The organism is Pseudomonas helvetica (assembly GCF_039908645.1).
Lineage (GTDB): Bacteria > Pseudomonadota > Gammaproteobacteria > Pseudomonadales > Pseudomonadaceae > Aquipseudomonas > Aquipseudomonas helvetica.
This window is the reverse complement of the sequence record NZ_CP150917.1, coordinates 3,539,790-3,552,249: the sequence shown is the minus strand read 5'-3', so window position 1 is coordinate 3,552,249 and position 12,460 is coordinate 3,539,790. Positions and strand designations below refer to the sequence as shown.

The 12,460-nt window shown below is 59.1% G+C and carries 14 protein-coding genes and 2 pseudogenes; 7 read left to right on the top strand and 9 right to left on the bottom strand.

The features are described from left to right. Positions 1-74 precede the first annotated feature (74 nt). Positions 75-992, top strand: a complete 918-nt coding sequence (locus AABM55_RS16290) for a LysR family transcriptional regulator (protein ID WP_103316663.1) — start codon at positions 75-77, stop codon at positions 990-992. Between the two features lie 14 nt (positions 993-1,006). Here AABM55_RS16290 and AABM55_RS16285 read toward each other — a convergent pair whose 3' ends face one another. After that, positions 1,007-1,783: a substrate-binding domain-containing protein gene (locus AABM55_RS16285; protein WP_347926982.1), complete on the bottom strand. Its 777-nt coding sequence runs from the start codon at positions 1,781-1,783 to the stop codon at positions 1,007-1,009. A gap of 25 nt (positions 1,784-1,808) precedes the next feature. Next, on the bottom strand, positions 1,809-3,113 hold the full coding sequence (locus AABM55_RS16280) for an MFS transporter (protein WP_347926981.1): 1,305 nt from the start codon (positions 3,111-3,113) through the stop codon (positions 1,809-1,811). Positions 3,114-3,354: 241 nt separating this feature from the next. Between AABM55_RS16280 and AABM55_RS16275 the strand changes: the two genes are divergently transcribed. Beyond that, positions 3,355-3,663 carry an RcnB family protein gene (locus AABM55_RS16275; protein WP_347926980.1) on the top strand — a complete coding sequence of 103 codons (309 nt, stop codon included), beginning with the start codon at positions 3,355-3,357 and terminating at the stop codon, positions 3,661-3,663. 100 nt (positions 3,664-3,763) lie between these two features. Beyond that, positions 3,764-4,102: an FKBP-type peptidyl-prolyl cis-trans isomerase gene (locus tag AABM55_RS16270; RefSeq protein WP_347926979.1), complete on the top strand. Its 339-nt coding sequence runs from the start codon at positions 3,764-3,766 to the stop codon at positions 4,100-4,102. 6 nt (positions 4,103-4,108) lie between these two features. Here the strand turns inward: AABM55_RS16270 and AABM55_RS16265 are convergent. After that, a pseudogene (locus AABM55_RS16265) lies at positions 4,109-4,204 on the bottom strand (LysR family transcriptional regulator); the annotation flags it as partial. An 80-nt stretch (positions 4,205-4,284) separates the two neighbouring features. Further along, the gene (locus AABM55_RS16260; protein ID WP_347926978.1) at positions 4,285-5,736 is read right to left on the bottom strand and encodes an MFS transporter; all 1,452 of its coding nucleotides are present in this window, start codon (positions 5,734-5,736) and stop codon (positions 4,285-4,287) included. A 54-nt stretch (positions 5,737-5,790) separates the two neighbouring features. Here AABM55_RS16260 and AABM55_RS16255 point away from each other — a divergent pair, with 54 nt between their 5' ends. After that, on the top strand, positions 5,791-6,066 hold the full coding sequence (locus tag AABM55_RS16255; RefSeq protein WP_054598351.1) for a metal/formaldehyde-sensitive transcriptional repressor: 276 nt from the start codon (positions 5,791-5,793) through the stop codon (positions 6,064-6,066). A gap of 14 nt (positions 6,067-6,080) precedes the next feature. Then, the gene (gene dmeF / locus AABM55_RS16250) at positions 6,081-7,007 is read left to right on the top strand and encodes a CDF family Co(II)/Ni(II) efflux transporter DmeF (RefSeq protein WP_347926977.1); all 927 of its coding nucleotides are present in this window, start codon (positions 6,081-6,083) and stop codon (positions 7,005-7,007) included. A gap of 33 nt (positions 7,008-7,040) precedes the next feature. Here dmeF and AABM55_RS16245 read toward each other — a convergent pair whose 3' ends face one another. The 3 genes and pseudogenes from AABM55_RS16245 to AABM55_RS16235 all read right to left on the bottom strand — a co-directional run bounded on the left by AABM55_RS16245 (position 7,041) and on the right by AABM55_RS16235 (position 8,823). After that, a complete protein-coding gene (locus tag AABM55_RS16245; protein ID WP_347926976.1) occupies positions 7,041-7,376 on the bottom strand; it encodes a hypothetical protein in 336 nt (111 codons plus the stop codon). Between the two features lie 52 nt (positions 7,377-7,428). Next, positions 7,429-7,563: pseudogene (locus AABM55_RS16240) on the bottom strand (S-type Pyocin); the annotation flags it as partial. Between the two features lie 126 nt (positions 7,564-7,689). After that, positions 7,690-8,823 carry a cytochrome P450 gene (locus AABM55_RS16235; RefSeq protein WP_347926975.1) on the bottom strand — a complete coding sequence of 378 codons (1,134 nt, stop codon included), beginning with the start codon at positions 8,821-8,823 and terminating at the stop codon, positions 7,690-7,692. Positions 8,824-8,904: 81 nt separating this feature from the next. On the opposite strand from AABM55_RS16235, the gene AABM55_RS16230 reads away from it, so the two are divergent. Further along, positions 8,905-9,675 (top strand): helix-turn-helix transcriptional regulator, encoded by a 771-nt coding sequence (locus AABM55_RS16230; protein ID WP_347926974.1) that lies wholly within the window; start codon positions 8,905-8,907, stop codon positions 9,673-9,675. Between the two features lie 11 nt (positions 9,676-9,686). On the opposite strand, the gene AABM55_RS16225 is transcribed toward AABM55_RS16230, so the two are convergent. Further along, complete coding sequence (locus AABM55_RS16225; RefSeq protein ID WP_347926973.1) at positions 9,687-10,295, bottom strand: LysE family translocator; 609 nt, start codon at positions 10,293-10,295, stop codon at positions 9,687-9,689. 105 nt (positions 10,296-10,400) lie between these two features. On the opposite strand from AABM55_RS16225, the gene AABM55_RS16220 reads away from it, so the two are divergent. After that, a complete protein-coding gene (locus tag AABM55_RS16220; protein WP_347926972.1) occupies positions 10,401-11,294 on the top strand; it encodes a LysR substrate-binding domain-containing protein in 894 nt (297 codons plus the stop codon). A gap of 56 nt (positions 11,295-11,350) precedes the next feature. On the opposite strand, the gene AABM55_RS16215 is transcribed toward AABM55_RS16220, so the two are convergent. Then, a complete protein-coding gene (locus tag AABM55_RS16215; RefSeq protein WP_347926971.1) occupies positions 11,351-12,370 on the bottom strand; it encodes a branched-chain amino acid aminotransferase in 1,020 nt (339 codons plus the stop codon). Positions 12,371-12,460: the final 90 nt, after the last annotated feature.

Sequence of the window (12,460 nt, the reverse complement as noted above, 5' to 3'; positions counted from 1 at the left end):
CGCGTTACATTTTGCATCAGTTTGTTACATTCATAGGATAAGCTGATCAATTCGTTTGCCGCTGAGTGCGCTTCATGGCCATCAACTTCGACCTGAATGACTTGCAGGCTTTTCGCGCCGTGGTCGAGCAGGGCAGCTTTCGCAAGGCCGCCGACGCGGTGCGCATCTCCCAGCCGGCGCTGAGTCGACGGATTGAAAAGCTCGAAGACGCACTGGGCGTCAAACTGTTCGAGCGCACCACTCGCCGCGTTAGCCTGACCCAGGCAGGGCGCGCGTTTGCGCCGAGTGTCGACCGGTTGCTGGATGACCTGGATGTGGCGTTGCTGGGGATCAGCGATGTGGCGTCGACCCGTTTGGGCTATGTCACTGTGGCCTGCGTGCCATCGGCGGCCTATTACTTCATGCCGCGGGTGGTCGCCCAATACCATCAGCGATTTCCACGAATCAAGGTCAAGGTGCTCGACTCCAGCGCCCATGACGTGCTGAGCGCAGTGGTCAATGGCGAGGCGGATTTCGGCTTGAGTTTCATGGGCACGCTGGAGGCCGACGTCGAGTTCGAACCGCTGGTGCAGGAGCGTTATGTGGTCGCTTGCCGACGCGATCACGCCTTGGCCAACCGCGCAAGCGTGAGCTGGAGCGAGCTGTACCAGCAGGATTACATCTCCCTCGACAAGACGTCGGGCAATCGCTTCCTGCTGGATCAGGCGTTGAGCGGGATTGTGCCGGCGCGTCAGAGCATCTGCGAAACCCGACACGTCACCACTATGATCGGTCTGGTTGAAGCCGGGCTGGGTATTGCTGCGGTGCCGTTGATGGCGATGCCCGGCAGTGACCACCCGATTCTGACTCACGTACCGCTGACGGATCCGCAAGTGATGCGCAGCGTCGGCCTGCTCAAGCGTCGGGGACGGACGCTGACGCCGGCGGCGCTGGAGCTGGAACGGCTGATTATTGAAATGAAGGTCAAACCGGCCTCAGCCTGGATTGGCTGAGGCCGGTATCAGGCTTAACGGCTGACCGAGTCCAGTCCGGTTGCCTTGACATCTGGCTGGGCGGCCGGGGAGGCGAGGTATTCGAGCAAGGCTTTGGCTTGCACCGGATGTTGCGCACCAACCGGAATGCCGGCGGCGAAGCGTGTCACTGACTGCACGGATTCCGGAATCTTGCCGACGAAGGTCACGCCGGGCACCGGGAGCAATTCACTGACCTGTTGAAAGCCCAATTGGTAGTCGCCCGTGGCAACCACCGAAGCCACCGGAATTTTCGGCACCATGGTCGATTTGGCTTTGAGCTGCGGCTCGATCCCCAGGCGCTTGAACAGCTGATCCTGGATGTACACGCCGCTGGCGCTGTCGGAGTAGGCCACGGATTTGGCATTGAGCAATGTCGTCTTCAGCCCTTCGACCGAGCTGATATCCGGCTTCGCCGCACCCTCGCGCACCACCAGGCCAATCCTCGAATCGGCCAGTTCAACCCGTGACCCGGGCAAGACCTTGCCTTGCTTGATCAACTCATCCAGGGCGTAGCCGACCATGATCACCACATCGGCGTGCTCGCCACGGGCCAACCGGTTGGGGATCGCTTCAGGCGCCTTGCCCATCGACGGGCCAAGCGCCGTATCGAGCGTGTTGCCGGTGGCGGCGGCGAACTTCGGACCTAGCACTTTATAGGCGGCTGTGAAGCCACCGGAGGTCATCACGTGCAGCTCTTCAGCCTGGGCAACGCTGCTCAGGCCCAGGGCGCCGATCAGGGTCAGCGCCGCAAGGTTCAGTAATTTTTTCATCGATACCTCTCTGTCTGGGGTTGGCTTATTGCACGGCGACTTGTAAACGACCGGTCGAGCGCCGGTACAGGTACAGCGTTGCGCACAACGCACACAGCGCGGCGAAACTCATCCAGTAACCGGGGGCGGCTTTGTCGCCGGAGTACTGAATCAGGAAGGTCGAAATCGCCGGGGTGAAGCCGCCGAATACTGCGGTCGCCAGGCTGTAGGCCAGGGAGAAACCGGCCACGCGGACTTCCACCGGCATGATTTCGGTCAGCGCTGCAACCATGGCGCCGTTGTACAAACCGTAGATGAACGACAACCACAGCAGCACCAACAGCATGTTGATGAAGCTCGGTGCCTGGACCAGATACGTCAATGCCGGGTAGGCCGTGGCCAAGGTCAGCAGGGTCATCGCCACCAGCACCGGGCGCCGACCGATGCGGTCCGACAGTGCGCCACCCAGTGGTAGCCAGCAGAAGTTCGACACGCCGACCAGCAAGGTCACCAGTAGCGCATCGGAAGTGCTCAGGTGCAGCACGATTTTGCCAAAGGTCGGCGCGTACACGGTGATCAGGTAAAACGCGGTGGTGGTCAGCGCCACCATCAGCATCCCGGCGATCACGATCTGCCAGTTTTGCAGCAAGGTGCCGAACACCTGACGCATGCTTGGGCGGTGGCGGCGGGCGGTGAACTCTGCGGTTTCTTCAAGGCTGCGCCGCAGCAGGAAAATAAACGGCACGATCATGCAACCGACGAAAAACGGAATGCGCCAGCCCCAGTCGGCAACCACTGTCGCCGGCATCCATTGGTTCAGCGCATAGCCCAGCGCCGCAGCAACGACGATCGCCACTTGCTGGCTGGCCGACTGCCAACTGGTGAAAAAGCCCTTGCGGCCCGGCGTGGCGATTTCCGCCAGGTACACCGACACGCCGCCCAGTTCCGCACCGGCGGAGAAGCCTTGAAGCAGACGGCCGATCAACACCAGCGCCGGAGCGAACAGACCGATGGTCTCGTAGCCGGGCACCAGCACAATCAGAATCGTGCCGCTGGCCATGATCGACAGGGTGACGATCAACCCTTTGCGGCGGCCGACATCATCGATGTAGGCACCAAGAATCACCGCGCCCAAAGGACGCATCAGAAAACCTGCGCCAAACACTGCGAAGGTCATCATCAGCGAGGCGAATTCGCTGCTGGCAGGGAAGAACGCCGCCGCAATATAGGTGGCGTAGAAACCGAAGAGGAAGAAGTCGAACTGTTCCAGGAAGTTGCCCGAGGTGACCCGGAAAATTGCACTGACTTTGCTGCGAGCGGATGTCGCTGGCGGATGGGTTGTAGCCTGCATGTTGTGTCTCCCGCGCTTTTATGACATGCGCAACGTGGCGCATGGATATTATTAAGGCCGGATACTGGGGCAGGTCGATCGATATGATAAGTGCATATTTAACATCCATTGATGCGTATGGATTATCACTGCGGTGAGATCAATCGCAGAATCATCGCTACAGTGAGGTGTGAGCGTTTCGAATGACCGGACGCAATGGCGGTCCTAGAGCGGGTGTCACCCATTCACTGGAGAAATACCGATGCTGCGTCAAAGAAATCTGGCTGCCATGGCGGTGCTTGTGAGTCTTGCAGTTATCTGCCCGACGGTCCTGGCCGCCGATACCCTGCAAACCATCGTCCAGTCGGCGCCAATCAATGCCCGCAACCTGCACGTCGGCGACCAGGCGCCGGACGTCTACACCCGCAGCGAAAAAGCCCTGGTCGACTGGAAAAGACGCGGCTTGAATACCCCGCAAAGTCAGAGCCAGTGGGTGCAAATCAACGACAAGTACATGCTGGTGCAGACCACCAACGGGCAGATTCTGGCGGTCATGCCGATAGAGCGTTGAACCGCTGCCCACACCAGCGTCTTCAACGGCATTGCCCTGCAAGGCAAAATCTGAGAAAACGCGGACCGTGTTTACGGTCACCGCGAACGAGAGAGCAGTAATGAACGAAGAATTGCAGGTCATCGACCTTGAACTGGGTGACGGCAAAGTCGCCGTCAAAGGCGCCTTGATTACCACTCAGTACCGCGGTTTTCTGGAGGACGGTACGCCGTTCGATTCTTCCTGGGAGCGCGGTAAGCCCTTCCAATGTGTGATCGGCACCGGCCGAGTGATCAAGGGCTGGGATCAGGGCTTGATGGGTATGAAGGTCGGCGGCAAGCGCAAGTTGCTGGTGCCGGCACACCTGGGGTATGGCGAGCGCTCGATGGGCGCCATCCCGCCCAATTCCAACCTGGTTTTCGAGATTGAATTGCTCGAAGTGCTGACCCGCGACGACTGACCACTGTTACGCCTCGAACCCCGGCAACTGGCTGACTCGCTCGCTGAGAAACTCGGTGAGCAACCGCGCACGCAACGGTCGGTAGCGGCGATCGGGGTAGAGCGGATTTCAGATCGGCCCTTGAAGTCCGGCATAGTGAAAGGCAACTCCGTTTGTAAGAGGCAGAGGCATGGCGAAGCACGTCAGTGCGCAAACGCTTCAGGGTATTTGTCCAGATAGGCATCATTGAGCTGCGTATCCTGGGAACGCATGAACGTTTTGAAGTCGGGTACCAGAAAGACCAGCAGAGACAACAGCAGCACCATGACGCCCAGCAGCGTGATTGTCAGTGCAACCCCCAGATAGGCGATCAGGGTATTCATCGCGAAACTGCCCAAGGGGCTAGCCGCCGCAGACAGAAATGAAACCGTGGCAAAAATCCGGTTGCGATGGAGCTTTGGCGTCGCCAGCAACCTCACAGCGGAGGTGGGGATGTTGATCAACATCAGGCCGACGCCGCCGCAGAAGAAGGCCACGGGCACGATGAACGACGATGAAACGGTGCCGACTGCCACCAGATTGCCCCCCAGTAATGCAAAACCTGCGGACACACACATGTCACGGGGGACCCGGTCGGATAACCAGCCGATGATCTTGTAACTGCCCGCCAGAATGCCCAGCCCGAAGCACGAATCCAGAAGACCGATGTAAGTGACCGGGTACTGGATGACGTCCTTTACGTACAGAGGGATCAGGATGGTGAAGAACGGAAACAGGGCAAAGTTGATCAGCATTGCAATGATGGCCAGGTAAAACTCGACTTTCACTCCGTAAACCACTTTGAAGCCGGAATAGATCATGCTGAAGCCACTGGCACCCGGGGCTTTTTCGTCTTGGCCAGTGGCACCGATGTGGCTCGGGATGGTCGCGATCAACGTCCCTGCGATGAGAATCGCAAAAAAGTCGGCGGCAAAGGCGAAGGTGATACCGAACCTGTAAATCAGCCCGCTGGCCAACACCGGCCCCAGCAGAATGGAAAAGGACGACATCACGCTTTTGGTCCGAAAGGCCGGGGAGACTTTATCGTCGTCTGCAAACAAAGGAATGATCGACGCCTGGAGAGGGTCACGCACGCCGACGATCGCACTGCTGATCATCATCAGCGCGCCCACGGTCCAGGGGTTGAACGACCCCGTGGCGGACAGCACCACCATCAACAGCGCTGTCAGCAGGCTGATGCATGAGGCCAGCTTGATGATCAGGATTTTGTTGTACTTGTCCCCCAGCCATCCCAGCAGAGGCTTGGCTAACACCTCTGCCGCGATGGAACAGGCAATCATGTTGGCGAAATAGAGCGCAGAGCCTGTTTCCTGCAAGGTCCACCAGGCCACCGCCAGTTGATTGCACCGTCCTCCCAGAACCATCAGCAAAAAACTGAATTGCACTTTCAGCAGGCGCCGGTCGATGCCGGGAAAGCCCCACGTAATGCCTGAAAAATTTGCACTCATTGACATTCCTTTGATCGGGATAGGGCGACTGCGCAAGCAGGAACGTTCAAGAGTACAGGTCGACGCGGCCCCTGAAACAAACTCAACTTGTTCTAGCGCTGTTCCGCGGCATATCCCATGACCATTGGGTGAATGCAGGGTTGCCAATATTGACGTGAACGACGACTATTCTTTCCGTAGATAGGTATAGGGGGTATGGGTATGTCGCACATTCACGAACACAAGGACGATCTGCTGAAGCGGGTTCGTCGTATCGCCGGCCAGGTTCAAGCCGTCGAGCGGGCATTGGAGTCGGAAGCCGACTGCGCCAAGACCCTGCATCTGGTCGCGGCAATCCGTGGCGCGGTCAACGGTCTGATGGACCAGTTCATCGAAGCCCACGCCCGTGAACACGTGGCCAGCCCCGAGCTCAGCGATCAAGAACGCGCCGAAGGTCTTGAAGAGTTGCTGCAAGCCATTCGTCGTTATTCAAATTGAAGGTCATGCAACCCATGCGCAGTACACCTCAGGTTTCACGTTATTCCCACGATCACATGTTCCTGGGTGCCACCCATGATGAGAATGCCAGACGCACGCTGTGGGTCGTTGCGCTGACGTTCGTCATGATGGTTGGCGAGATTGTCGCCGGTTACATCACCGGTTCGATGGCACTGTTGGCGGACGGTTTCCATATGGCCACCCACGTTGGTGCGCTGGGCATTACCGCAATCGCCTACGGGTTTGCCAGACGAAACGCCGGTAATGCGCGCTACAGTTTTGGTACGGGCAAAGTAGGGGATCTGGCGGGCTTCGCCTCGGCCATGGTGCTGGGGCTGGTCTCGATCGTCATTGCCGCAGAGTCCATCATGCGGCTGTTTCAACCGACTACCGTGGCTTTCACCGAAGCAACACTGATCGCCGTAGTGGGCCTGGCCGTGAACATCGTCAGCGCGCTTTTACTGGCCGGCAACTCTGCGCATCATGACCACGGTCACGGTCACGGTCACGGTCACGGTCATCATCACGACAACAATCTGCGTTCGGCTTATGTCCATGTGCTGGCCGATGCGATGACTTCCGTGCTGGCAATCGCTGCGTTGTTGGCTGGTCGTTATCTGGGTTGGGTCTGGCTGGACCCGGTGATGGGTATCGTCGGCGCAGTCGTCATCGCCAATTGGGCCTATGGCTTGATGCGAGACAGCGCCGCAGTGCTGCTGGACACGACCGATGAACACGTTGCCGCCGAAGTTCGTGAGCTGCTGGAGTCGACAGGCGATGTCAGCATCACCGACCTGCATGTCTGGCGCGTAGGCCCACAGGCCCGAGCGGCGATTGTCAGCGTCGTGACCTCGGCAGCCGTCACGGCCGATGCCATCCGCGAACGGCTGGCCCCGGTTCATGAGCTGTCACACCTGACGGTTGAATATCGCAACGCTTGAGGACACTGCTATGGGCATTTACCTGGCACCACGTCAGGTAAATAACTCGATATCTTCAAGGGTGTCCGAGATGACAGGTTCAAGAGAGGGGAATCGTGCCTTCGCACGCTCAAAGGCCGCGAGTATCTTCTCTAGCTCCAGTTGACCGTGTCGGCGTGCCACATGACCAAGGGCTGTGATGGCGGCTGATACAACATTTTCACTCTCACTGTTCAGATAGTGCAGGCAAGTGTTCTGAGCCCACGCTCCATCTGGCTCGTTAAGACCGATGGAGATCAGGGCGGCGATGACATCCGTTTCCTTTCCTTCAGCAAGAAGAGTGTTCGCTTTGTCATGGTTCATCGAAGGATCTTGATAGAGCAGGCTCACTTTTTAACTCCCTGAATGTTGCCTTTGTTGTCGACCGTTCCGGCTTTGATCAGAGCATGTCTTCATATGCCTGCTGTCGAAACTCACGCTCTGCAAGCTCGGTTGGCGTCATGTATCTAGAGGTGCGGTGATGACCGTCACCCGACGGAGGGTTCCAGACTTTTGGTATGTCCTTTTTACGAGCCATGCGCATCCTTGTTTCGCCTGTTAAGTACGACGAGACGCTATCTCAAGCGGAGTGCCATGGCTGTAGGACGGGTCTGAAAACGCTGACGATGTTCCGCATGAGGCAACGCTTCGAAAATCACCACGATCATCGCTGAACCTCCCGCCGCTCCCAAAACACCGGAATACGCCCGTTCAATGACGGGCGGTACTCCCAGGCAAGCTGATCGAGCAAATCGTTGTGCGTCAGGATTTCGCTGAGCGTGGCGCTGGCGATGTTCAAGGCCAGTGCCTGGCCGGGGCACTGGTGGCGGCCGGCGCCGAAGGTGAAGCTGCGGCGGGTTGGGCGGTCGAGGAGCAAGGCGTCCGGGTTGTCATTGAGCTGTGGGTCGCGGTTGGCCGAGGCCAGCAGCACCAGGATGACGTCGCCGGGTTTGAGACTCTCGCCGTCGATTTCACAAGGCGCGCTGACGAAGCGACGGGTGTTCTGCACCGAAGGGTCATGGCGCTGGACTTCCGCCAACAGATCTTTGACCCGCGCCGGGTCGCGCTGCATTTCAGCCTTGAGCTGCGGATTACGGATCAATGCCAGCACCGCGTTGCCGATCAATCCGGCAGTGGCCTCATAGGTCTGGGAAAGCAGGCCAATCAGGTTGGCGCGCAGGGTGTCGGGGTTTGCCAGGCGTTGACGAATCCCTTCAAGTAGAGGGCTTTGGTGATCCTGCGCGCTGAGGCGTTCTATGAAGTAACCGTTCAACTGTTCCGCCGCCGCATGGGCCGTGTCCAGCTGGGTTGGGTTGCTCAGGGGCGACAGGCACGCGACAAAATCAGCCGTCAGTTTACTGAGGGTTCGACCTTCGGCTGGCGTAAAGCCGAGCAACGCAGCGACCACGCACACCGGGCCCATGAACATGGCCTTGTGCAGTCCGTCAGCAGATGGGCTGATCAACCGGGCGCGCACCAGTGCGCTGACCTCATCGGTGTCGATCACTTCAAGTCCCGGCTGTATGGCCGACCTCGGGCAGCGCTGGCGTTCGCCATCGTTCATTCGCATCAATTGACCAAACACCTTGCCAGCCGCGCCGTGTGCAATGGCGTTGGGCACTGGTTCGTGGGCCGGTCGGACCTTGCAGTCAGGATGAGCCAGCACGGCGGCAACGGCCTGGGCGCTGCTGGCCACCCACAGACTCAGTCCTTGATGAAATGAAAGTCCGCCGTCGGCGCGCAGGCTGGCGTAATAAGGGTAGGGGTCGGTATGTGTTGCGGCGATGATCGGGTCCATGAAGTGCTGCCTTATTCGTCGGTGGAAAGTGTTGCTACTATCTCCAGTCGGGCAGGGCGACGATTCGTCAGGGAGCGAAATATGAACGTAGAGCAGCACGACATCGGCGTCTCGCAAGTGGCGGCAGCCATTGCCGAGCCGGCCCGAACGAAAATCCTTTGCTCGCTGATGGACGGCCACGCGCGCACCAGTACTGAACTGGCCGTGATCGCCGACGTCAGCGCCTCTACCGCCAGTGCCCACTTGGCGAAACTCAAGGAACTTGCCTTGGTGCGGCTGCATGTTCAGGGGCGTCATCGTTATTACAGCCTGGCGGACCAACGGGTCGCCCAGGCCCTGGAAGCGCTGATGGTGATCGGCCAAAACGCCGCGCCAACCTTTACTCCCCGAACCCCGGATCGCCTGCAATTTGCTCGCACTTGCTACGACCATATGGCCGGCACCTTGGCCGTGCTGCTGCATGACCGGATGCTGGAAGCGGGTTGGTTGGCAGTGTCGGAGCAGGGTGATCAGCAGCACGTGCTGAGTGAAACCGGTGAGCGGTTTTTCGAAGGGTTGGGCATCGACGTGAAGTCCTTGAACAGTCTGCGTCGACGTTTTGCCTGCCCTTGTCTCGACTGGAGCATGCGTCGCCCGCATCTCGGCGGCTCATTGGGCGCGGCGTTGTTGCAGACGGCGATCAAGCGCAAATGGCTGACACAGGATCTGGACAGTCGAGCGCTGGCGTTGACGGCGACCGGGCGTAAAGAGATCACGGCCAGATTCGCGATTGAACTGCCGGCGCTGGCGAAGGTGAACCTGCGGAGTGCCACTGAGTCAGGCAGTCGCGCGGTTGTCAGTCCTTCGCCATAACGGCGTATTCGCTATCGACTGGCCGAGGCCATCAGCACGCCGAAGCTGGCGAACGTAACGCCTGACACCTTCGCCGCCAGCCAGGAACCTTTTTGACTCGACAACCAGCCTTTGGCTGCATTGGCGAGCAGCGCATAGCTGCCGTGGATCAGGATCACCAGCAGGCTGTAGGAACTGACCAGGCTAAAAAACTGGCTGTAGTAGTGCGTCGAGGTATCGATGAACTGCGGGAACACCGCGAGAAAGAAGAACACCGCTTTTGGGTTCAACAGCTGCAGCGATGCTGCTTCGACGAAGCGATACCCAGGACTCGACGAGTTCACTTCACGCTCAGGGATGAAACGATCAGTGCGCCAGCTTTTGTAACCCAGGTACAAGAGGTACGCGGCACCGGCATATTTCAGCACGGTGAACGCGCTCGCGGAGGTCGCGAGTATCAGGCCCACGCTGGTCGCACTGATCCCGGCGACGACAAACGCCCCGAGGGCGATGCCCAGGATACCCGGCAGCGCGCCGGTCCAGCCATGACGCAAGGAGTTGGTCAGCGTGAGCACCACGCCGGGCCCGGGACTCAGAATGGTCAGGGCGGCGAACAGTAAAAACACTCCGTAGCTATTCATCTCTCACTCCATCAGGTGGCATTGGCTGCATGCCCGCAGATTGGCGTGACGATGAAGGTGTGACAAACGCTTTAATTGCACGGTATATGTGACTAAATTAGACGCATGATTAATCAACTCCCTCCCTTGAATGCGGTTCGCGCTTTTGCGTCCGCTGCTCGTCATCAGAGCTTCAGCCTCGCGGCCGAGGAACTGCATGTCAGCCACAGTGCCGTCAGCCGTCACATCAAACGGCTTGAGGAACATCTGGGCGTGCTGCTGTTCGAACGGCGCATCCGGCAATCGCTGCTGACCCCGGCTGGACAGAGCTTCTATGAACAGGTCAGCGCTGGACTGTCACAGATTGCCAACGCCGCCGCGGCACTCAAGCAACACGCTTCGCTGCGTACCGTAAAGATCAACGTCCGTCCGACCTTTGCCCAGCGCTGGCTGAGACCCAGGCTGGCGGAGTTCATGGCGCTGCACCCGGAGATCAAACCCGAGGTGGTCACGTCCACGCTGGCGCCCGATCACGCACGAGACAGGTTCGACGTCGTTATTCGACGGGGCCGCGACGGCTGGGCGCCGGACATTCACGCTCAGGTACTGTTTGAAGACGAATTGCTGCTGGTCGCGGCGCCTTCGCTGATCAAGCGTCTGCCGCTCGACGACTTGAACGCCCTCAGCCGACATACCTTGCTGACCGCCAAGACCCGCCGCGAGGACTGGCACAACTGGGCCCTGCTGTTCGGCGAAACGCAGTCAGCGACTCAGATGACGTTGCAGTTCGATCACATGCAGCCGGTGCTTCAGGCTGCCGTGGAGGGACAGGGCATAGCCTTGTGTCCGGCCTCGTTGCTGGGCGATGACCTGCCGAGCGGCCGGCTGATTTGCCCATTGCCCGAACTGCGCATGCCGCTGCCGCGTTACTACTACGGTGTTGCGCCGGACGTGACAGAGCAGACTCAAGTGTTTCTGGAGTGGTTGTTTGCCAGGCTCGATGTAGATGGCAACCAATAAAAAGCCCACCCACCGCGTGAGCGATGGGTGGGCTTTTCAGTGCCGCAAGCGCTGGATCAGACCTTGACGATCCAGCCCTCTGGCGCTTCGATGTCGCCGGTCTGCACACCAGTCAGCTCTTTGTAGAGTTTCTGGGTGACCGGGCCAACTTCGGTTTCGCTGTGGAACACGTGCAGCTTGCCGTTGTACTCGATGCCGCCGATCGGCGTGATCACCGCAGCAGTACCGCAGGCGCCGGCTTCCTTGAAGTCGCTGATCTTGTCGATGAACACGTCGCCTTCAACGACTTCCATGCCCAGGCGCGATTTTGCCAGCTCGATCAACGACAGACGGGTGATACCCGGCAATACCGAAGGGGATTTCGGCGTGACGAATTTGTTGTCCTGGGTGATACCAAAGAAATTCGCAGAGCCGACTTCTTCGATCTTCGTGTGGGTCATCGGGTCCAGGTAGATGCAGTCGGCGAAGTGCGCCTTCTTGGCCTGGGAGCCAGGCATCAGGCTGGCGGCGTAGTTGCCACCGACCTTGGCAGCGCCGGTGCCTTGTGGCGCGGCGCGGTCGTAGCTGGAGATCAGGAAGTTGTGTGGGGTCAGGCCACCTTTGAAATAGGCGCCGACCGGGATGCAGAAGATCGAGAAGATAAACTCGGGAGCGGTACGCACGCCGATGTTGTCACCCACGCCGATCACGAACGGACGCAGGTACAGCGCGCCGCCAGTGCCGTACGGCGGAATGAAACGCTCGTTGGCACGCACCACGGCCTTGCAGGCCTCGACGAATTGTTCGGTGTCGACCTGCGGCATCAGCAGGCGAGCGCAGCTGCGCTGCATGCGTGCGGCGTTCTGGTCCGGGCGGAACAGGTTGATCGAACCATCCTTGCAGCGGTAGGCCTTCAGGCCTTCGAAGCATTGCTGGCCATAGTGAAGAGCAGTGGAGCCTTCGCTGATGTGCAGCACGTTATCGGAGGTTAAGGTGCCTTGGTCCCAGGCGCCATCGCGCCAGTGCGACAAATAGCGCTTGTCTGTCTTGATGTAGTCAAAACCCAGCTTGTCCCAATTGATGCTTTCGTTACCCATGACACCCTCTATCACTTAACAATCGCCTGAATGGTTCAAGGCTTCTGACGTTTTTCTGGATGGGGACAACAATACTTCATTCCAGGCCTA